Annotated in this window: 18 protein-coding genes; 6 read left to right on the top strand and 12 right to left on the bottom strand. The window is 65.1% G+C overall.

Annotated features, from left to right (window positions below; all coding sequences use genetic code 11):
• The first annotated feature begins 93 nt into the window (after positions 1-93).
• Positions 94-630 (top strand): PRC-barrel domain-containing protein, encoded by a 537-nt coding sequence (locus AB7008_RS38665; protein WP_248879486.1) that lies wholly within the window; start codon positions 94-96, stop codon positions 628-630.
• Between the two features lie 107 nt (positions 631-737).
• Here AB7008_RS38665 and AB7008_RS38660 read toward each other — a convergent pair whose 3' ends face one another.
• From AB7008_RS38660 to AB7008_RS38625, 8 genes are all read right to left on the bottom strand, one after another.
• Positions 738-1,949, bottom strand: coding sequence for an ABC transporter substrate-binding protein (locus AB7008_RS38660; RefSeq protein ID WP_304491113.1), 1,212 nt, complete (start codon positions 1,947-1,949; stop codon positions 738-740).
• Between the two features lie 339 nt (positions 1,950-2,288).
• The gene (locus AB7008_RS38655; RefSeq protein ID WP_038935069.1) at positions 2,289-3,119 is read right to left on the bottom strand and encodes an ABC transporter permease; all 831 of its coding nucleotides are present in this window, start codon (positions 3,117-3,119) and stop codon (positions 2,289-2,291) included.
• On the bottom strand, positions 3,116-4,378 hold the full coding sequence (locus tag AB7008_RS38650; protein WP_441260494.1) for an ABC transporter permease: 1,263 nt from the start codon (positions 4,376-4,378) through the stop codon (positions 3,116-3,118). Before AB7008_RS38650 ends, AB7008_RS38655 begins: the two co-directional genes overlap by 4 nt.
• A 34-nt stretch (positions 4,379-4,412) precedes the next feature.
• Complete coding sequence (locus AB7008_RS38645; protein ID WP_441260493.1) at positions 4,413-5,471, bottom strand: ABC transporter substrate-binding protein; 1,059 nt, start codon at positions 5,469-5,471, stop codon at positions 4,413-4,415.
• Positions 5,472-5,527: 56 nt separating this feature from the next.
• Complete coding sequence (locus AB7008_RS38640) at positions 5,528-6,652, bottom strand: ABC transporter ATP-binding protein (protein WP_014492915.1); 1,125 nt, start codon at positions 6,650-6,652, stop codon at positions 5,528-5,530.
• Positions 6,653-6,781: 129 nt separating this feature from the next.
• Entirely contained in the window at positions 6,782-8,347 is a 1,566-nt protein-coding gene (locus AB7008_RS38635) for a DUF4403 family protein (protein WP_441260492.1), read from the bottom strand.
• A gap of 137 nt (positions 8,348-8,484) precedes the next feature.
• Positions 8,485-9,123 (bottom strand): Vgb family protein, encoded by a 639-nt coding sequence (locus tag AB7008_RS38630; protein WP_441260491.1) that lies wholly within the window; start codon positions 9,121-9,123, stop codon positions 8,485-8,487.
• 28 nt (positions 9,124-9,151) lie between these two features.
• Entirely contained in the window at positions 9,152-10,372 is a 1,221-nt protein-coding gene (locus AB7008_RS38625) for a helix-turn-helix domain-containing protein (protein ID WP_441260490.1), read from the bottom strand.
• A gap of 150 nt (positions 10,373-10,522) precedes the next feature.
• On the opposite strand from AB7008_RS38625, the gene AB7008_RS38620 reads away from it, so the two are divergent.
• Both AB7008_RS38620 and AB7008_RS38615 read left to right on the top strand, forming a co-directional pair.
• Positions 10,523-11,317 carry a DUF899 domain-containing protein gene (locus AB7008_RS38620; protein ID WP_028156338.1) on the top strand — a complete coding sequence of 265 codons (795 nt, stop codon included), beginning with the start codon at positions 10,523-10,525 and terminating at the stop codon, positions 11,315-11,317.
• The gene (locus AB7008_RS38615; RefSeq protein ID WP_304491106.1) at positions 11,310-11,606 is read left to right on the top strand and encodes a hypothetical protein; all 297 of its coding nucleotides are present in this window, start codon (positions 11,310-11,312) and stop codon (positions 11,604-11,606) included. The genes AB7008_RS38620 and AB7008_RS38615 overlap by 8 nt, the downstream gene beginning before the upstream one ends.
• On the opposite strand, the gene AB7008_RS38610 is transcribed toward AB7008_RS38615, so the two are convergent.
• From AB7008_RS38610 to AB7008_RS38600, 3 genes are all read right to left on the bottom strand, one after another.
• Entirely contained in the window at positions 11,600-12,124 is a 525-nt protein-coding gene (locus AB7008_RS38610; RefSeq protein WP_441260489.1) for an N-acetyltransferase family protein, read from the bottom strand. The genes AB7008_RS38615 and AB7008_RS38610 overlap by 7 nt on opposite strands.
• A 117-nt stretch (positions 12,125-12,241) precedes the next feature.
• On the bottom strand, positions 12,242-12,661 hold the full coding sequence (locus AB7008_RS38605) for a c-type cytochrome (protein WP_304491104.1): 420 nt from the start codon (positions 12,659-12,661) through the stop codon (positions 12,242-12,244).
• Positions 12,662-12,771: 110 nt separating this feature from the next.
• Entirely contained in the window at positions 12,772-13,479 is a 708-nt protein-coding gene (locus AB7008_RS38600) for a L,D-transpeptidase (RefSeq protein WP_441260488.1), read from the bottom strand.
• A gap of 274 nt (positions 13,480-13,753) precedes the next feature.
• On the opposite strand from AB7008_RS38600, the gene AB7008_RS38595 reads away from it, so the two are divergent.
• The 3 genes from AB7008_RS38595 (at position 13,754) to AB7008_RS38585 (ending at position 16,346) form a co-directional block, all read left to right on the top strand.
• Positions 13,754-14,806 carry a glycosyltransferase family 4 protein gene (locus AB7008_RS38595; RefSeq protein ID WP_038956809.1) on the top strand — a complete coding sequence of 351 codons (1,053 nt, stop codon included), beginning with the start codon at positions 13,754-13,756 and terminating at the stop codon, positions 14,804-14,806.
• A 35-nt stretch (positions 14,807-14,841) separates the two neighbouring features.
• Complete coding sequence (locus tag AB7008_RS38590) at positions 14,842-15,531, top strand: class I SAM-dependent methyltransferase (RefSeq protein ID WP_028156343.1); 690 nt, start codon at positions 14,842-14,844, stop codon at positions 15,529-15,531.
• 155 nt (positions 15,532-15,686) lie between these two features.
• On the top strand, positions 15,687-16,346 hold the full coding sequence (locus AB7008_RS38585) for a hypothetical protein (RefSeq protein WP_014492925.1): 660 nt from the start codon (positions 15,687-15,689) through the stop codon (positions 16,344-16,346).
• A gap of 218 nt (positions 16,347-16,564) precedes the next feature.
• Here the strand turns inward: AB7008_RS38585 and AB7008_RS38580 are convergent, their stop codons facing one another.
• The gene (locus AB7008_RS38580) at positions 16,565-18,229 is read right to left on the bottom strand and encodes an aminotransferase class III-fold pyridoxal phosphate-dependent enzyme (protein ID WP_304491102.1); all 1,665 of its coding nucleotides are present in this window, start codon (positions 18,227-18,229) and stop codon (positions 16,565-16,567) included.
• Positions 18,230-18,249: the final 20 nt, after the last annotated feature.

The raw sequence follows: 18,249 nt of genomic DNA, 5'->3' as shown, positions 1-18,249 counted from the left end.
ATCATCGCGTGACGAAATTGCCGCAGAAAAGGAACTGCGGATGATCGCCGCTGTTCTCTCCGCATAAGCTTTCTGCTGAAGGAGAGGACAACAATGTTGATGAAATCGATCGCCGCCGGCCTTGCCGGCACCGCACTGCTTGCGACCGTTGCGTTCGCGCAAAACCCGACCGCCACCACCGACAAGGCGGCGCCCGCGGCCACAACCACTACCACGACGACGACCGCGTCGGGCGAGTGGCGTGCCTCGAAGATGTCGGGCCTGAAGATCTACAACGACGCCAACGAGAACATTGGCTCGATCAGCGACCTGCTGATGGACAAGAGCGGCAACATCAAGATTGCCGTGATCGGCGTCGGCGGCTTCCTCGGCATGGGCGAGCATCTGGTTGCCGTCCCCTACGAGAAGCTGAAGTTCGTCAACGAGGCCGTCGCCTACACCGGCACCGGCGCGAAGCCTGCGGCGACCACGACCACTGGCGCCGCAACCGGCACCGAGAAGACCACGACGACCACGACCACGACGGCTACGACCGCTTCGTCCACGTCGAAATGGTATCCGGACCATGCCGTGTTCAATGCCAGCAAGGACGAGCTGAAGAACATGCCCGAGTTCAAGTACTCGGAGTAATGCTGCTCACGTGATGGCCGAAACGAAGCGCGCCCGGTTTCGCCGGGCGCGCTGTCGTGTCTTTCTTCTTTCACCTCGCCCCGCTTGCGGGGAGAGGGAGAAGATTCTCAGTGCGTCACCAGCGGGCAGCCGCCCTTGTCGAGCGGACGGAAGGCTTCGTCGCCGGGGACGGTGGCGATCAGCTTGTAGAGGTCCCACTCGCCCTTGGACTCCTCCGGCTTCTTCACCTCGAACAGATACATGTCGTGCACCATGCGGCCGTCGATGCGGATCTTGCCGTTCCTGGCGAAGAAGTCGTTGACCGGCGTTTTGCGCATCTGTTCCATGACCTTCGGCGCATCGTCGGTCTTGGTGGCCTCGATCGCCTTCAGATAATGCATGGTCGCCGAGTAGAGGCCGGCCTGGATCATGGTCGGCATATGACCGACCTTCTCGTTGAACCGCTTCGAGAAGGCGCGCGTCTCCTCGTTCATGTCCCAGTAGAATGCGTCGGTGACGATCAGGCCTTGCGTCGCCTTGATGCCGAGCGAATGGGTGTCGGTGATCTCCTGGAGCAGCGCGATCATCTTCTGGCCGCCCTGAACGAGTCCGAACTCGGCCGCCTGCTTCAGCGCGTTGGTGGTGTCGCCGCCCGCGTTCGCCAGCGCGACCACCTTGGCCTTGGAGGCCTGGGCCTGCAGCAGGAAGGACGAGAAGTCCGAGGAGTTGAGCGGATGGCGGACCTCGCCGAGCACCTTGCCGCCGCTCTCCTTGACCACGTTGGCGGCGTCGCGCTGCAGCGCCATGCCGAAGGCGTAGTCGGCGGTGACGAAGAACCACGTGTCCTCGCCGCGCTTCACCATCGCCTTGCCGGCGACGTTCGACAGCGCATAGGTATCGTAGGTCCAGTGCACCGTGTTGGGCGAGCAGGCGACGCCGGTGATGTCGGACGAGCCGCCGCCGGAATTGATATTGATCTTGTTCTTCTCGCGCGTCAGCGCCGAGATCGGCAGCGCCACCGAGGATGTCGGCACGTCGAAGATAGCGTCGACCTTGTCGTTGTCGTACCAGTTGCGGGCGATGTTGACGCCGACATCGGGTTTGTTCTGGTGATCGGCGGCGACCACCTGTACCGGCTTGCCGGCGACCTTGGCGCCGTAATCGGCGACCGCCATCTCGACGGCGGCGAGCGAGCCCTTGCCGGTCGCGTCCGCATAGAGGCTCGACATGTCCGTGAGCACGCCGATCTTGACGACGTCGTCGGAGATCTGCGCGTGGGCCGTGCCTGATGTGGCGGCGAGAGCAAGACCGGCCGCGACCGCGGCGATGAGTTTTTGCACGTGTTTCTCCCTCAGCGTTGTTGTTTGGGTTTTGTTGCGGGGACCGTTGTAGCGACAATCGGTCGCGGCGGCAAAGCCGGAGATGCGCGAGGAGGGTTGAGAATAAGTAGGGGGCTGCGGTGTTGCCTTCGCCTCTCCCCGCTTGCGGGGAGAGCATAGGCCGCCTTTAGGCGGCCGTTCTCAGGAACGCCGAAGCGAAGCTTCGGCAATGGCACATCGAAGATGCGATGCGGGTGAGGGGGACTCTCCGCGAGTCTAACTGCCGTCGTCCTTGCGGAGACTCCCCCTCACCCCGACTCTCTCCCCGCAAGCGGGGAGAGGGAGAAGTTCCAACGCCTTTCAGGCGCTGCTGCCCTTGAGGCGTTCGTTGCGTCGGCGCAGGCCTTCCAGGGTGGCGAGGAGGATGACCGATACCGTCGTCAGGATCACCGCCGCTGCCGTGATGGTCGGACTGATGTTCTCGCGGATGCCGCTGAACATCTCGCGCGGCAGTGTGCGCTGCTCCGGACCCGCCATGAACAGCACGATCACCACCTCGTCGAAGCTGGTCGCGAAGGCGAACAGCGCACCCGACGCAAGGCCGGGCAGGATCAGCGGCAGGATCACGCGGCGGAACGCATAAAGCGGCGAGGCGCCGAGCGAGGCGGCGGCGCGTGCCAGATTGGTGTCGAAGCTTTGCAGCGTCGCGCCGACCGTGATCACCACAAAGGGCGTCGCCAGCGCGGTGTGGGCCAGGATCAAGCCGAGATAACTGCCGGTCAGTCCGATCGGCGCGAAGAAGAAATACAGGCCGACCGCGGTGATGACGCCGGGCACGACGACCGGCGACAGCACGAAAGCCAGCACGAGCGGTTTGAACCGGCTCTTCCACTGCGCCAGCCCGAGCGCGGCCAGCGTGCCAAGCACCATCGACAGCAGGGTCGAGGCGACGCCGATGATCATGCTGTTCTTCAGCGAATTCATCCAGCGCGGCGAATTGATGAAGTCGTCGTACCAGCGCAAGGAGAGGCCCGGCAGCGGATAGGTGAGGTAAGAGCCCGAGCTGAAGGACAGCGGCATGATCGCAAGGATCGGCGCGATCAGGAAGATGAACACCAGCGTGGAGATGACGATGGTCGCGATCCACGCGATGCGCTGGCTGGGCGTGCGGAGGGAAGAATGATCGCTCAATTCTTCATTCCTCCCGTGACCTGCTGTCCCTGCACCAGCTTGCCGTAGACGAGCGCGAGCAGAACAGTGGCCAGCAGCAGCACCGCACCCAACGCGGAAGCAAGGCCCCAATTGGCCGTCTCGGTCGTGTAGAGCGCGATGAAGTAGCTGATCATCTGATCGGCGGCGCCGCCGACGAGGGCCGGCGTGATGTAGTAGCCGAGCGCCAGGATGAAGACGAGCAGGCTTCCCGCGCCGATGCCGGGCAGGGTCTGAGGCAGGTAGATGCGCAGGAAGGCAGTGGTCGGTGGCGCGCCGAGCGAGGCGGCGGCACGCATGTAAGCAGGCGAGATCGCCTTCATGCTGCTGTACAGCGGCAGGATCATGAACGGCAGGAGAACGTGGGTCATGGCGACGCAGACACCGAAGCGGTTGTAGATCAGGCGCAACGGCTCGTCGATGATGCCAAGCCAGTGCAGGCTGTCGTTCACGACGCCCTTGCTCTGCAACAAGACGATCCAGGCGCAGGTGCGAACCAGAAGCGACGTCCAGAACGGCAGCAGGACGAAGATCATCAGCAGGTTCGACCGACCCGGCGGCAGCGCCGCTAGCAGGTACGCGACCGGGAAGCCGAGGATCAGGCAGAGTGCCGTGACGCCGAGGCTGATGAGGAAGGTGCGGGCGAAGACGTTGCGGTAGATCGCCTGGTCTGGTGCGGCCGCGACGATCGCACCATCGACGTTCCGCGTCAGATCGAGCGCCGCCAGCAGATAGAAGCCGGTCACCGGACCACTGGCATCCTTGATCGTCGTCCAGGTCGTGAGTTCGCGCCAGGCCGGATTGATCTTGCCCAGTGTCTCCCTGGCGGTGCCGGGCTCTGGCTGCGCCTTCAGATTGCGTGAAGTGCTGGTCAGGATCGTACGAAAACCGTTCAGGGCGTAGTTGAGCCGCTTGGCCGCGATGGCGATGGAGCCGGAGGCGCGCGCCGCCAGGATGTCGCTTGCCAGCGCTGCAAAGGCCTTTTCATCCGGCAGGTCCTTGCCGTCCCAGTCGGCGAGAGCCGCGACGGTTTGCGGCAGGACCTGACGCACCTCGCGGTCATCGACCGCGCGCCACAGCATGCCGGCGATCGGGCCTGCGAAGGTGAAGAGCAGGAAGACGAGAAGCGGCAGCACCAGCGCCAATGCCCTGACCTGGCGTGTCCGCTCCGCACGCCGCAATCGGCGCTTGAGCGGCACCTCGGTCGACGCATTGGCGCCGGTCAAGAGCGCATCCGTCATTGGTCGAGCCTTGGATCGAGCCTTGCGGGGCGCGCTATTTCGCGGCCCATTTGTTGAAGCGTTCGGTCAGGCGGTCGATGTTCTCGAGCCAGAAGCCGACGTTGATCTCGACCGCGTTCTTGATGTTGTCAGGCGCTGTCGGCAGGTCCTTCAGAACCGCGGGCGCGAGCAGGGCGGCTGCGTCCTTGTTCGAGGTGCCATAGGCGATATTCTGCGACAGCTTTGATTGGTTCTCCGCCTTGCCCGCGAAGTCCAGGAACTTGTAGGCCGCGTCCTTGTTCGGGCTGCCCTTCAGGATGACCCAGCTGTCGAGGGTGAAGAGCGCTCCGTCCCATACGATGCCAAAATTCTTCTTGTCGTTCTTGTTCGCGGTGTCGATGCGGCCATTGTAGACCGAGGTCATCGCCACCTCGCCGGAGGCGAGCAATTGCGGCGGCTGGGCGCCGGCCTTCCACCAGACGATGTCGCCCTTGATGGTGTCCAGCTTCTTGAACGCACGTTCGACGCCCTCGTCGGTCGCCAGCACCTTGTAGACGTCCTTCGGTGCGACGCCGTCGGCCATGAGGGCGATCTCCAGCGTGGTCTTCGGGCCCTGACGCAAGGCGCGCTTGCCCGGAATCTTCTTGGTATCGAAGAAGTCGGCCCAGCCGTTGGGGGCCTGCTTCAGCTTGTCCTTGTCGTAGCCGAGTACGAAATCGTACAGGATGGCACCGACGCCGCAGGGATTGACCGACGGCGGGATATAGGCGGCCTCGCCGCCGATTTTGGAATAATCCATCTTCTCGAACAGGCCTTCCTCGCAGCCGACCGCGAGTTCGTCGCTCTCGACCTGGACGAGGTCCCAGGTGGCGGCACCACCCTGCACCTTGGCGCGCAACACGCCGACGCCGCCGTCCCAGGACTCGTCGTTCATCGCAACGCCGGCTGCTTTCTTGAACGGCTCGAAATAGACCCTCTTCTGGGCATCCTGATAGGCGCCGCCCCACGACACGACGGTGAGGTCACGCGCCTGCGCGACCGTGGCCAGCGCGGCGCTGGCGCTGAACGCCACGGCGAACCCCAGAGCAATCTTGCCAGTCTTGCGCTTCAGCATGGTCCTTGTTCCTTCTTCATCTGCGTTGCGTTGAGGTTGATCGATGCCGGTCCGGATCAGACGGGATCGAGGGCCAGGCAGTCCTCGGGACGGAAGGTGATGAATACGCTTTCACCAGATCTCAGATTGCCATGTCTCAATCCGTCATGCGTCCCCGGCTGAAGCTTGACCATGAACTCCCCGTTGCCGGCGACATCGAGCACGGCCAGTGCGTGGTCGCCGAGATAGATGGTGTTCTGCACCTTGGCCGGCAGCCGGTTCGGTCCCTCGCTGGAGGTTCCATCCGGGATGATGGCGATCCGCTCCGGCCGCACCGACAGGGAGGTCGACGCGCCCGCGCCCGATACATTGACCGCCCGCGCGGTCACGGCGCCGCCGCCAGCCAGCGTGACGCGGCAATAGTCCTTCTCGACCGTCTCGACGGTGCCGGCCAGCACGTTGTTCTCACCGATGAAGTGAGCGACGAAGCTGTTCACCGGATGCTCATACAGCGCGTCGGGCCTGTCGATCTGCTGCACGATGCCGTCGTTGAACACGGCGATGCGATCCGACATGGTGAGCGCCTCGCTCTGATCGTGGGTGACGTAGACGACGGTGATGCCCATCGTCTCGTGCAGCTGCTTGATCTCCAGTTGCATCTGCTCCCGCAGGCGCTTGTCGAGGGCGCCCAGGGGCTCGTCCATCAGCACGAGCTGCGGATTGAAAACCAGCGCGCGGGCCAGCGCCACGCGCTGCTGCTGACCGCCGGACAGCTGCCCGGGCCGCCGGTGCGCCAGGGTTTCCATCTTGATCATGCGCAACGCCGCGTTGACGCGCTCCTGCGCCTCGGCCTTGGCCGTGTTGCGAACGGATAGCGGGAAGGCAATATTCTCCGCGATCGTCAGGTGCGGGAACAAGGCATAGTTCTGGAACACCATGCCGATGTCGCGCTTGTGCGGCGGCACGTTCTTGATCGGCCGTTCCGCGAGGTAGATTTCGCCATGGGTCGGAACCTCGAAGCCGGCCAGCATCATCAGCGTGGTCGTCTTGCCCGAGCCCGACGGGCCGAGCAGGGTGATGAACTCGCCCTTCCTGATTTCGAGATCGAGGTTCTTCACCACGAGGTGCTCGCCATCGTAGGTCTTCTGAATGCCGGAAAAGCGCACCAGCGCCGGCGCAGGCGTGACCATGCCGGCTTCCATGTTGTCCTCGCGTTGTCCCCTGCAGTGCCGTCGGCACCTCGTTCGAGGTTGCGGGAAGCAGCTTAGCACCCTCCGACGAGAATGCCAGCGGCGCTAGCGGCGCGCGCGGGTCCGGCGAATGAAGACGCGCTACATCCCCGACAGCTTCGTCACGTAGACGTTCAGCGAGCCGCCGGCTTCGGCGACGATGCGCAGCGTCTTGGAATCGAAGGCGATGTCGGCGAGGGTCAGGCTGTCGATCTTGGCGTCGACCTTGAGGCCGTCCTCGCTCTTCTGGTAGTCGGCGATCGCGGCCGCGATCTTCTCGCGCGCATTGGCGGCGATCGGCTTCAGATCGAGCGTCGCTTTCTGCACCAATGCCTGCTGCATCTGCGGCACCACCGCGCGTGCGGCCGCGCCGAGCAGGCCGAAGGCGGCCTCGGACTCCACCGCGAGCTGGATGTCGGCGAGCCGCAGCGTCTGCTGCGCCTGGTCGAGCATCGGCCGGCCCCAGATGTGCACGGTCGCTTCGGCGCCGAGACCGAGCCAGCTCTTCTTCTCCTTGGCACGCACCAGCAGCGAGATCAGGAGGCGATCGCCCGACGGCACCACGTTGACGCTTTTCACGGTGACGTCGACCGGGCCGGAGCCGTCCTCGGGATAGGTGTGGCCGACCATCTGCGCCGCGATCAGCTTGTTGATCTCGGTGAAGGGCACGTCGATCGGCACGCCGATGTTCACGCCGGTGCCGGTCGGCGGCACGATCGAGATCTTGTCGGGGAAGGGACAGTCCGGCTTGGTCGACGTCGAGGTCACGCGCGTCTCCAGCTCGAGGCCGAGCAGCAGCGTCACGTTCTGCGCGTCGACGCGCGGCTGCGCCGCGATGGCACGGGTCGGTTTCATCTCGAGCCAGAGCGGCGGCAGCGCGGCCGAGGAGCCCGAGCCCTGCAGCGGGATCGAGCGGCAGGCCTTGGTCCATTGCTGCTTCGCATTCTCGCGCAGCGACGGATCGTTGCGGATGCGCTCGGAGACGAGGTTGATCTGCTCGCCGACATTCTTGTCGATCAGCGGCTTCACCTGCGCCGGCACGTTGACCTTGGCGCCGGAGACGTTGAGGTTGGTGTCGCCGAGATTGACCTGGGCGCCGAGATTTGGCTCGAGATGCCAATTGGCCGCGAGCTTCGGGCGCGAGGTGACGACCACGTTGCCCTTGATCTCGGCGCTGGCGTTCAAATTCTTGATGTTGACCGCGCCGATCCGTTTCGCGGCGTCGCCGCCGAGCACGCTGCCGAGCGCGTCGCCGAGCGCGCCGGTGGCTTTCGACGACAGCGAGCCCGTCACGTTCAGCTTGCCGCTGAGCGGCGTCGAGATCGTCAGCACGTCCTTGTCGCCGGCAGCCGCCATCGGCCCGCGCACGGCGGACCAGCCGATGTCGGCATTCTCCAGGATCTGCGAGATTGGATTATCGGCCTTGCCGGCGAAATTGCGCGGCGCGGCTTTCTCGGCCTGTTCGCGGATCGCCGATATCGCGATCGCAACCGGCGCCACCACGATCGAGCTCTTCGCGACCGGCGGCAGCGGTGGCAATTGCGCGACCGGCGGCGCAGTCGTCGTCGCGCGCGGCGACAGCCAGTCCATCGCCTTCAGGCTGACGAAAAACGATGCCGCGAGCACCGCCACGGCGATCAGGACAGTCTTCAAGTTCAGCAGTCGCATCAATCCCCCAAACCGCCCAGGGCCGGAAGTCTACAGGGCAGGCGAGGGGGGCGCTAGAGCGCACCGGTGGGGTGGAATTGCGGCGAACAGATTAACGGTTGCGGCAGCATCGGTGCGGCGAATCCGTCATCGCGCACCTAGCTGCGCCGCGGGCGGCGAACCGCCCTCACATTGCCGCGATCGCCACCGCCGCAGAAGAAGCGGTCGCCGCCGTCGGACTCCAATCCTGAAACCATCGTCCCGGCGGGCAGGTCGAGCTGCTCCAGCACCTTGCCCGTATCAGGATCGATCCGGCGCAAATCGCTTTCCTCGCCCTCCCAGGTGCCATGCCAGAGCTCGCCGTCGACCCAGGTGACGCCGGTCACGAAGCGCTTGCTTTCGATGGTGCGGAGGATCTTCCCCGTTTCCGGATCGACCTGATGGATCTTGCGCTCGCGATACTGACCGACCCACAGCGAACCCTCCGCCCAGGCCAATCCGGAATCGCCGCCGCCGCCCGGCGCCGGAATCGTGCTGATCACCTTGCCGGTGGCGGCGTCGATCTTCTGGATGCGATCCTCGGCGATCTGGAACAGGTGGCGGCCGTCGAATGCCGTCCCTGCATGCGCGGCGACATCGATGGAGCGTGCGATCCTGCCGTTGGACGGATCGACCGCATTCAGCTTGTCGCCGGATGCGAACCAGACATGGGTGCCGTCATAGGTGACGCCATGCACGGCCTCGACACCCGCAAAAGGTCCGTACTCCCTGACGATCTCGGCGGCGGAACGCTTCATGTGCTTGATCCCTGTGATGTGATCCAATTTACGCCTTCAGGAGCGGTCCGGGGAGTAACAAGCCTGTCGGGAAACCCGGGACGGGCGGGGTCATCCAGCGCCGTGCCCGGCCGTGTCCGAACGATTGCACCTTGTTCGACCGCGCCAGCTCTTCGAGCGCCCGCTGCACCGTGCGGGCGCTCGTCCCCAGCGCCAGCGCGAGCGCCGAGCTCGACCAGGGCTCGCCGTCGGAGAGGACGGCGAGCACCGCGGCGTGCTTCTCCTCGACGGGACGTGCCAGCACGAGGACGTCGCGCGTCTTGCGCGGCGCCAGCACAAAGCCCTGCTTCGTCGCGCTGATGTCGGCCAGCGGCTTGAGCTGGGTGCGGAGCCGCCCGATCTCCACGCGCAACCGCGCGCGATGCGATTCGTCGGCGTGCTTCGCCCGGAACGCGCCTGATATCAGCGCCTCTCGCGAGACGTCCGCGGGCCATGCCTGCGCCAGGAGGCGGGCGAGCGCGAACAGCACCGGCCGCGTTCCGAGCGAGACGATGCGGCCTTGCCTGCGCAGGGCATGGTGAAAGGTGTCCACGACGAGCGCCGTCGAGGTCGCCAGCCTCTCGACCTCCCCGAGCAACAACGGGTGCTCGCTGCCGTGCGCGATCAGGCGCGCCGCCGGCGTGTCGAGGATCAGGTTCGCGCTGTCGACCTCGGCCACCAGCGCCGGGATCTTCGCCTGCCGCGCTGCGTGAGCCGCGCGGTTGAGCGCCGCGCGCGCATCTTTCGCTCTCAATCGTCTGATGGCGATGCCGGCGACCACGAGCTCGCGGACCACTTGCGATGCGGGCGCGAGCGGGGAGGGGCTGAGCTCGGCCAGCGTGCGCTCGGCTTCATCGAGTTGTCCGACGAGGAGGAGGCGGCGCGCCTCGATGTGGCCCGCATGGGCCGCATTGGCGAGATCGCCGTGCTGTTCGAGCGTCGCGCGGGCCGCCGCGAGCGTTCTCACCGGCCAGCTCAGGTCGCGCGAGACGAGCGCGATCTCGGCTTCGGCCACCACGCATCTCGCGCGCGCCACCGCCTCTCTTGGACCGAACGCGCGCGCGGCGCTCCGCAGCAGCGTCTTCGCTTTCGCGAGATCGCCGAGCTGCGCCATCGCGATGCCGCGCAGCGCCAGCGACGGTGCATCGTTGCGCAGCGCAACGCGGTTCAGCGCGCCGAGCGGATCGCCGGCCTCCAACGCGCGCGCGGCGGCCGTGATCAGCGACTCCATTCAAATCCCGCCACACTTGTTACTCCCACCGCGCAACCGCTTGGTGCCAGAAATCGTTGACGGCCGACAATGTGCGGTGAGGGTCGAGCGGTTCCGCGTCTGTCGTAGCGCGATGCGGAATGACCGCCCGGACAAGAGGAATGGAGAGCCATGATGACATCAGCAGACAACGCAGGAACTAACGGACAGGCCGCCATGCAAACACCCCCGGTGGTGTCGCCGCAGGACTGGGAGGCCGCCCGTCAGCAACTGCTCGTAAAGGAAAAGGCGCATACCCGTGCCCGCGACGCCCTCGCCGCCGAGCGCCGGCGCATGCCGTGGATGGAAGTCACCAAAACCTATGCGTTCGAGGGGCCCGGCGGCAAGATCAGTCTGGTCGATCTGTTCCAGGGCCGGCGGCAGCTGGTCGTCTACCGGGCCTTCTTCGAGCCGGGCGTGTTCGGCTGGCCCGATCATGCCTGCCGGGGCTGCTCCATGGTGGCCGACCAGGTCGCCCACGTCTCGCACCTCAACGCCCGCGACACCACGCTGGTGTTCGCCTCGCGCGCGCCGCAGGCCGACATCATCAGGCTGAAGCAGCGGATGGGCTGGACCATGCCCTGGGTCACCGTCACCGACAGTTTCGATGCCGATTTCGGCGTCGACGAATGGCACGGCACCAACGTGTTCTACCGTGACGGCAACCGCATCTTCCGCACCTACTTCATCAAGAGTCGGGGCGACGAGCAGATGGGCGGCACCTGGAACTATCTCGACATCACGCCGCTCGGCCGGCAGGAGGTCTGGGAGGACTCGCCAAAGGGCTATCCGCAGACGCCGACCTACAAATGGTGGAACTGGCACGACAGCTACACGGAAGGTGCTGCGCCCGACAGGAAATGGGTGGAGATCTCGGACGCCGGCGAGAAGGCTTTTCGCGAGGAGGCCGCGGAAGGCCGTGACTAGTCCCGCCAACGTGGCCACCGGCGCGAGCCGCGATGGCGTGGTGGCCGCACGCCACATCGCCAGATGGCTGGCCCTGGCGGCGACGCCGACCTTCGCGATAATGGCCATGCTGACGGCCGTGCTCGGCGGCCCGGCCGACATGCTGTGTGCCGCCGGGCAGGGCTCTCTGCTCGGCGGGATGGTGCCGATGTATCTGCTGATGAGCGCGATTCATTCAGCGGCGTGGCTGAGGCTGATCGCGGAGCGGCGGGGCGCCATCCGGCGAGAGACGGAAGGCGCCAGTCACTGACCGCTGTCGTTGAGGAACAACGCCATCAGGATCTCGTCGTAGTATCGGTCAGCGTGCTTCAGTGCTTTCACCTCGCGACCGTATTCGACAAAGCCGGCGGCGGTGTAGAGGCGGATGGCGGCGGCGTTCTCGCTGACGACGGCCAGCTGAAGCTGCTCGACTTGCCCTGTGGCATGTACAACGACCGCGTCGACAAGGCGCCGCGCCGCGCCAGATTTTCGCGCATGGGGCCGCACGTACATGCCCCAGAGAAGAGCCTTGTGCTCGGTCTTTGCGCCGTCCTGCCGATGGAATCCGGCAACGCCGACAAGCTCCTCCGCCATGAAGGCGCCGAAGACGTCCGACGCTGCAAGGCGCGCCTCGAACCAGGTGAGGGGCTTTTCCTGCTCGCGCGCGAACGTGCTGCCAAACGCTTCGGGATGCGCTGCGAGCGCTTCCAGCCTGATCGCGCGGTAGAGAGCGGCGTCGATGGGTTTCAGCAGTCTGATCGCGTGAATGGTAGCGAGAGAGGTCGTCATGTCTGGTCGATGTCCATCAGGGAGCGGCGCGCAACGCGGCTCAGGACAGGACCACGCTGGCCACAGCGGTGCAACTGTCGGTTACCACCTTGCAGCGACCGATCGCCGATCAGCCTGCTACTGCCCGCCCACCGCCTGCAGATACGCAATCACCTTGGCCGCGTCCTCCACGGAGACGCCGCCATACGGCTGCATCTTGTTGCCGGACACGACCTCATCCGGCTTGACCATGAAGCGGGTCAGCTTGTCCTGGTCCCAGACGAAGCCGGCGTCCTTCATCGACGGAGAGTAGTTGTAGTTCGGCAGCGAGCCGGCCTTGCGTCCCAGGATCTTGTTGAGATTCGGACCGAGGCGATTGTCGCCATCCTTCACCGAGTGACAGGTCCGACAGGAATTGTTGAAAGCCTGCCGGGCCGCCTCGTCGTTCGCCGGCTGCTGGGCGAGCGAGGAGGGCGCAGACAGGAGCAGCGTCAATGCGCCGGCAGTTGCGATCGGGCGCAGCCATGTGCCTGGCGACATTTGCAGGCGTGATCGCATCCGCGTCTCCGGACAGCGCTTCTCCAAGCGAGGCCGCCCGGAGAGCAGGATGCCAACGAAAACGGCCCCGATGGGTTCCGGGGCCGTTTGCGTCACAATGTCCTGTCGCGTCAGCGCGTCGCGGCGCCGAGGTCCGCGCGGCGTTCCGTCATCGGCAGCACGATCACCTTGGTGCCGACGTTGACGCGGGAGTAGAGGTCGGTCACGTCATCGTTGGTCAGGCGGATGCAGCCGGACGAGACGTGCTTGCCGATCGTGTCGGGGGCGTTGGTGCCGTGGATGCGGTAGATGGTGCCGCCGAGATACATGGCGCGCGCGCCGAGCGGATTACCGGGGCCGCCGGCCATGTGGCGCGGCAGATAGGGCTGGCGGGCGATCATTTCCGGCGGCGGGGTCCAATCCGGCCACTCCGCCTTCTTGCTCACCGACTGCACGCCGGACCAGGTGAAGCCGTCGCGGCCGACGCCGATGCCGTAGCGAACGGCCTGGCCGTTGCCGAGCACGTAGTAGAGATAGGTGTTGGGCGTATCGATGATGATGGTGCCCGGCGCCTCACGCGTCGCGTAGGTGACGGTCTGGCGGCGGAAGCGGGCCGGCATCTCGACCGCGTCCTGATCCTGGGACGGCGCGGCCTGGTAAGGCGTCGCCTGATAGGGCTGGTAAGGCTGCGGCGCGGCCATCGGCGGCAGCGGCTGGAAGAACGGGAAGAACTGCACGGGCGCAGCCTTGGCCGGACTGGCAAATGCGATTGCGGAGATCGCGACGGCACTGAGCGCAACGGCGCGCGAATACGTCTTGAACGTGTCCAGATTGATCATTGATCGCCCCTGTTTGATCGGTGTTTTTTGACCACCGCGGCACCGTTTGGTGCTCCGTTGCCCAAATGACTAACGACAAAACGTTTCGGGAGCTTTGCGCGGAAAACCGAAAACGGTTTCATGGCGGAAAGGATTTGTTTCATGACGGTTTCGTGGCGGCGCGGACCCGTTAACCAACAAAACAGCGGGCCGACACTTCTGTGACGTCACACGCCTGAAATATCCGTGGTTGATGGTCCTAAGCCGAGAATCATCGAACTCTCGGGATTTCCCCATGCGGGTATTAATCGCGACTGACGCCTGGCATCCGCAGGTTAACGGTGTGGTCCGGACGCTGACCTCGCTGGCGAACGCGGCCAAGGCGCTCGACGTCGAGATCGACTTCCTCACCCCGGACGGCTTTCGGTCTTGGCCGCTGCCGACGTATCCGGGCCTGCGCATCGCGCTGCCGAGCGGTAAGGAGATAGCGCGTCGGATCGAGAAGGCGGCGCCGGAAGCGCTGCACATCGCGACCGAGGGGCCGATCGGCTGGGCCGCGCGCGCCTATTGTCGCCGCAACCGCCTTGCCTTCACCACCTCCTACACGACGCGCTTTCCCGAATACGTCTCGGTACGGACCGGCATCCCTGATGCCGTCGGCTATGCGGTGCTGCGCCACTTCCATGATGCTGCCGCGATGACCATGGTGGCGACGCCTTCGCTGCGGCAGGAGCTCTCCGAGCGCGGGTTCAAGCGGCTCGGCTTCTGGACGCGCGGCGTCAACACCGAGCTGTTCCATCCAGACAGTCCGGCCAAGCTCGATTTGCCGGGCCCGATCTTCATGACCATGGGCCGCGTCGCGGTGGAGAAGAACCTCGAAGCGTTCCTCTCGCTCGATTTGCCTGGCACCAAGGTCGTCGTCGGCGACGGCCCGCAGAAGGCGGCGCTCGAAAGGAAATATCCGGATGCCGTCTTCCTCGGCGAGAAGAAGGGCGCGGATCTGACCGCGCATCTCGCCGCCGCCGATGTCTTCGTCTTCCCGAGCCTGACCGACACGTTCGGCGTGGTGCAGCTCGAGGCGCTCGCCTGCGGCACGCCGGTGGCGGCGTTTCCGGTGACGGGTCCGAAGGACGTCATCGCCGATCATCCGATCGGCGCGATCGATCATGATCTGCGTACCGCGTGCCTGCGCGCGCTCACCATGTCGCGCGAGACCTGCCGCAACTTCGCGCTGGAGCGCTCCTGGGAAAACAGCGCGCGTCAGTTCGTCGGAAATCTCACCTCACTTCAGCCCAGCCGCATCCTGCGCGCCTCGCCGGTCATGGCGCGGCGGCCGGTGCGCGGCTGATCTGCAACGTTTGACCCACAGCGAGAACCTCATCGATGGCTAAGATCATGAACCTTGACGGCACCCAGCAGCTCGACCTCACCCGCGGCACGGTTGAGCAGGCCTATGACCGCTGGGCGCCCGTCTACGATCTCGTGTTCGGCGGCGTGTTCGCCAAGGGCCGGCAGGCCGCGATCGCGGCCACCAACAAGATCGGGGGACGCGTGCTCGAGGTCGGCGTCGGCACCGGCATCTCGCTGCCGCTCTATGCGCCGCATCTGCGCATCTTCGGCACCGACATTTCGGAAGCGATGCTCGATAAGGCGCGCCAGCGCGTCACCGAAGGCAATCTGAAGAACGTCGAGGGCCTCGCGGTGATGGACGCCGAGAAGCTCGAATTCCCCGACAATTCCTTCGACGTGGTGATGGCGCAATATGTCGTCACCGCCGTGCCGAACCCGGAGAAGGCGCTGGACGAATTCGCCCGCGTGCTGCGCCCGGGCGGCGAACTGATCATCCTGACCCGCGTCAGCGCCGACACCGGCATGCGCCGCTTCATCGAGCAGAGGCTCCAGCCGGTGGTGCGCCCGCTCGGCTTCCGCACCGCCGAGTTCGCCTGGTCGCGGTATACGAAGTGGCTGGCCGGCGCTCGTGGCATCGAGCTCGCCGAGCGCCGCCTGATTCCGCCTCTCGGCCATTTCTCGCTCGTGCGCTTCCGCAAGGTCGACGTCGCCAAGGCAGCCTGAGCAAGGCTGAGCAAGAGCGGCGGCGCGATCCGCCGCTCACGCGATCACGTGCGTCATCGCGCCGCTGCACATCGTCACATGACAAAATGATGATGTCACATGGCGTACATCGAATCCCTGTAAATCCTGAACCCGAAAGCATTTTGGGGGAGAGAATGATCAAGAATTATCTCGAGCAGCTGCGGATCCAGCGCTGGGACGACCATCGCTACTATCACCACAGCCGCATCAATCAGAGCCTGCACTTCGTCAGCGCGCTGAGCTTCCTCTTCGCCTATGTCTGGCTGTTCGTCGATCCCATGATCTCGGCGCTGGTCGGCTGGCTGGTCTCGATGACCTCGCGCCAAGCCGGTCACTTCTTCTTCGAGCCGCACGATTACGACCACATCAACCAGGCGACGCACGAGTACAAGGAAGACATCAAGGTCGGCTACAACCTTCAGCGCAAGGTGGTGCTGATGGCGATCTGGGCGCTCTCGCCGCTGGTGCTGGTTGTCGATCCGACGCTGTTCGGCCTGTTCACGCCCTGGGCGAGCGCGACCGATTTCATGCGGCAGGTCGCCAAGATCTGGCTGGTGATCGGCGGCGGCGGTCTGTTGTTCCGCACCGTGCACCTGTTCTTCATCCGCGACGTCGAAACTGGCCTGGTCTGGATGACCAAGATCCTGACCGATCCCTTCCACGACCTGATGCTCTATCGTAGCGCGCCGCTCGCCCTGATGCGCGGCGAGCTGATGGACCCCGGCCTGCACCTCAACCCCGAGCACACGCTGGGCCTCATCTCCGAGCCCACGCTCGAAGAGCAGCACGCCTGAGCGCGCTGTTCTCACACAACACTCCGATGTCTGATGGTTACGTCATGCCCGGCCTCGTGCCGGGCATCCACGTCTTGGGGGCTGCGAAAGCTGTGGGCTTCGCCGCACACGCCGTCATTCCGGGGCGGCTCGAAGAGCCGAACCCGGAATCTCGAGGTTCCGGGTTCGATGCTTCGCATCGCCCCGGAATGACGGTGACAATGTGGATAGAGCTGGCCTCAGCGCCCAAAGCGCTTGGCCAGCATCTCTTTCAAAATCTGCCGCTTGATATTCTTGTTGGTGAGCACGCCGTCGTGCCACCAGAAGCCGTCGGCTTTCATCTTCTGAGCGGCGCGGACGAAGCGCTCGGCGACTTCGGTGAAATCGGCGTCGGTGTAGTTCAGGCTGAAGATCAGCCGGCCGGTGCCGACCCAGCTCAGCGCCAGGCCCTCGGCGCGCAGATAGTATTGCAGCATCCAGTTGTAACGGGACGGGGTGGTGTATTTCACCGTCCAGATCGACGAGAAGTTGGCGAACCGCACCGGCAGGTCGGCGTCGGTCATCATCCGGTTGAGCTTTTCCGCGCGGCCGTTCCAGGTCGTGTCCAGCCCGTCATAGATGGCACGGAAGTTCGGACTGGCGAGGCGGCTCAAGAACTCGTCCATCGCCGTCATGACGTAGGGGTGCGAGTTGAAGGTGCCGCGGGCGAAGCAGATATCGGCGGGACGATCGTCGCGGAAGCGGCGCATCAGCTCGCGTTTGCCGCAGACGACGCCGACCGGCAGGCCGCCGGCAAGGCTCTTGCCGTAGGTCACCATGTCGGCCTTGACGCCAAAGTACTCCTGGGCGCCGCCGGCGGCGAGACGGAAGCCGACGAAGACCTCGTCGAAGATCAGCGCGATGCCGCGCTCGGTGCAGACTTCGCGCAGCTTCTTGAGCCACTCGGTGTACGCCGCACGGTCGAAGTTGCCGCCGCGGGAGCTGTCGACCAGCGAGGAATCGCCGGGCGCGTTGCCGTTCGGATGCAGGCCCTGCAACGGATTGACCAGCACGCAGGCGATGTCCTTGCGCGTGCGCAGCACGTGCAACGTCTTCTCGGACATCTCGGCGAGGGTGTAGGTCTCGTGCGCGGGAATCGGATTGCCGACGCCGGGCTGCACGTCGCCCCACCAGCCGTGATAGGCGCCGGCGAAACGGACCAGATGCGTGCGCTTGGTATGGTAGCGCGCGAGCCGCACCGCCTGCATGACGGCTTCGGTGCCGGACATGTGGAACGAGACCTCGTCGAGGCCCGAGATCTGGCAGAGCCGCTGCACGTTCTCGAGGATGACGGGGTGGTAGGGGCCGAGCACGGGGCCGAGCGCATGCGCGCGCTTCTCCGAGCCCTCGATGCACTCCTTGTAGAAGTCGTTGCCGAAGATGTTGACGCCGTAGGACCCGGTGAGGTCGTAGGAGGTGTTGCCGTCGACATCCGTGACGGTGACGCCGCTGGACGATTCCATGAAGGTCGAGGTGCCCAGATGCTCGCGGACGAGGCGCGAGAACTGGAACGGCACGCGGTAGGTTTCGGTGAAGTGCAGGTCGGAGATCTTTTCCGCCGCTTCCTTCGTCATCGCGCGGCCCTTGGGGTAGCGCTCGGCGTAAAGGCTGGCGAGGCGGAAGAAGGCGTCCTTGCGCTGCTCCACCACGTTGTCAGGCGCGCCGTCGCAGCCGAAATACTGATCGCCCTCGAACTCGTAGAACGGGAGCAGCTTCGCCACCCGGCGCGACATCTTGGAGTGCCCGGCGAGCGACCGGTGCTTGGCGCGGGACAGTTCGACCCGCGCCTTGAGCTTCGGGAAGACGGCGGCAGCGGACGCTGCGGCGGCCACGGAAAATGAGAGAATCGGGAGTGTCGTTTCCATGACAACAAGCGCTAATACTG

It is taken from the genome of Bradyrhizobium sp. 521_C7_N1_3 (assembly GCF_052075975.1).
Taxonomy (GTDB): Bacteria; Pseudomonadota; Alphaproteobacteria; order Rhizobiales; family Xanthobacteraceae; genus Bradyrhizobium; species Bradyrhizobium japonicum.
This window is presented reverse-complemented; position numbering and strand designations above follow the sequence as displayed.

Coding starts and splice junctions, on each gene's coding strand:
- AB7008_RS38605 (WP_304491104.1), bottom strand. CDS start 12,661: ATGCGATCACGCCTGCAAATGTCGCCAGGCACATGGCTGCGCCCGATC.
- AB7008_RS38625 (WP_441260490.1), bottom strand. CDS start 10,372: ATGGAGTCGCTGATCACGGCCGCCGCGCGCGCGTTGGAGGCCGGCGAT.
- AB7008_RS38645 (WP_441260493.1), bottom strand. CDS start 5,471: ATGCTGAAGCGCAAGACTGGCAAGATTGCTCTGGGGTTCGCCGTGGCG.
- AB7008_RS38665 (WP_248879486.1), top strand. CDS start 94: ATGTTGATGAAATCGATCGCCGCCGGCCTTGCCGGCACCGCACTGCTT.
- AB7008_RS38610 (WP_441260489.1), bottom strand. CDS start 12,124: ATGACGACCTCTCTCGCTACCATTCACGCGATCAGACTGCTGAAACCC.
- AB7008_RS38630 (WP_441260491.1), bottom strand. CDS start 9,123: ATGAAGCGTTCCGCCGCCGAGATCGTCAGGGAGTACGGACCTTTTGCG.
- AB7008_RS38620 (WP_028156338.1), top strand. CDS start 10,523: ATGATGACATCAGCAGACAACGCAGGAACTAACGGACAGGCCGCCATG.
- AB7008_RS38635 (WP_441260492.1), bottom strand. CDS start 8,347: ATGCGACTGCTGAACTTGAAGACTGTCCTGATCGCCGTGGCGGTGCTC.
- AB7008_RS38580 (WP_304491102.1), bottom strand. CDS start 18,229: ATGGAAACGACACTCCCGATTCTCTCATTTTCCGTGGCCGCCGCAGCG.
- AB7008_RS38650 (WP_441260494.1), bottom strand. CDS start 4,378: ATGACGGATGCGCTCTTGACCGGCGCCAATGCGTCGACCGAGGTGCCG.
- AB7008_RS38640 (WP_014492915.1), bottom strand. CDS start 6,652: ATGGAAGCCGGCATGGTCACGCCTGCGCCGGCGCTGGTGCGCTTTTCC.
- AB7008_RS38590 (WP_028156343.1), top strand. CDS start 14,842: ATGGCTAAGATCATGAACCTTGACGGCACCCAGCAGCTCGACCTCACC.
- AB7008_RS38600 (WP_441260488.1), bottom strand. CDS start 13,479: ATGATCAATCTGGACACGTTCAAGACGTATTCGCGCGCCGTTGCGCTC.
- AB7008_RS38595 (WP_038956809.1), top strand. CDS start 13,754: ATGCGGGTATTAATCGCGACTGACGCCTGGCATCCGCAGGTTAACGGT.
- AB7008_RS38585 (WP_014492925.1), top strand. CDS start 15,687: ATGATCAAGAATTATCTCGAGCAGCTGCGGATCCAGCGCTGGGACGAC.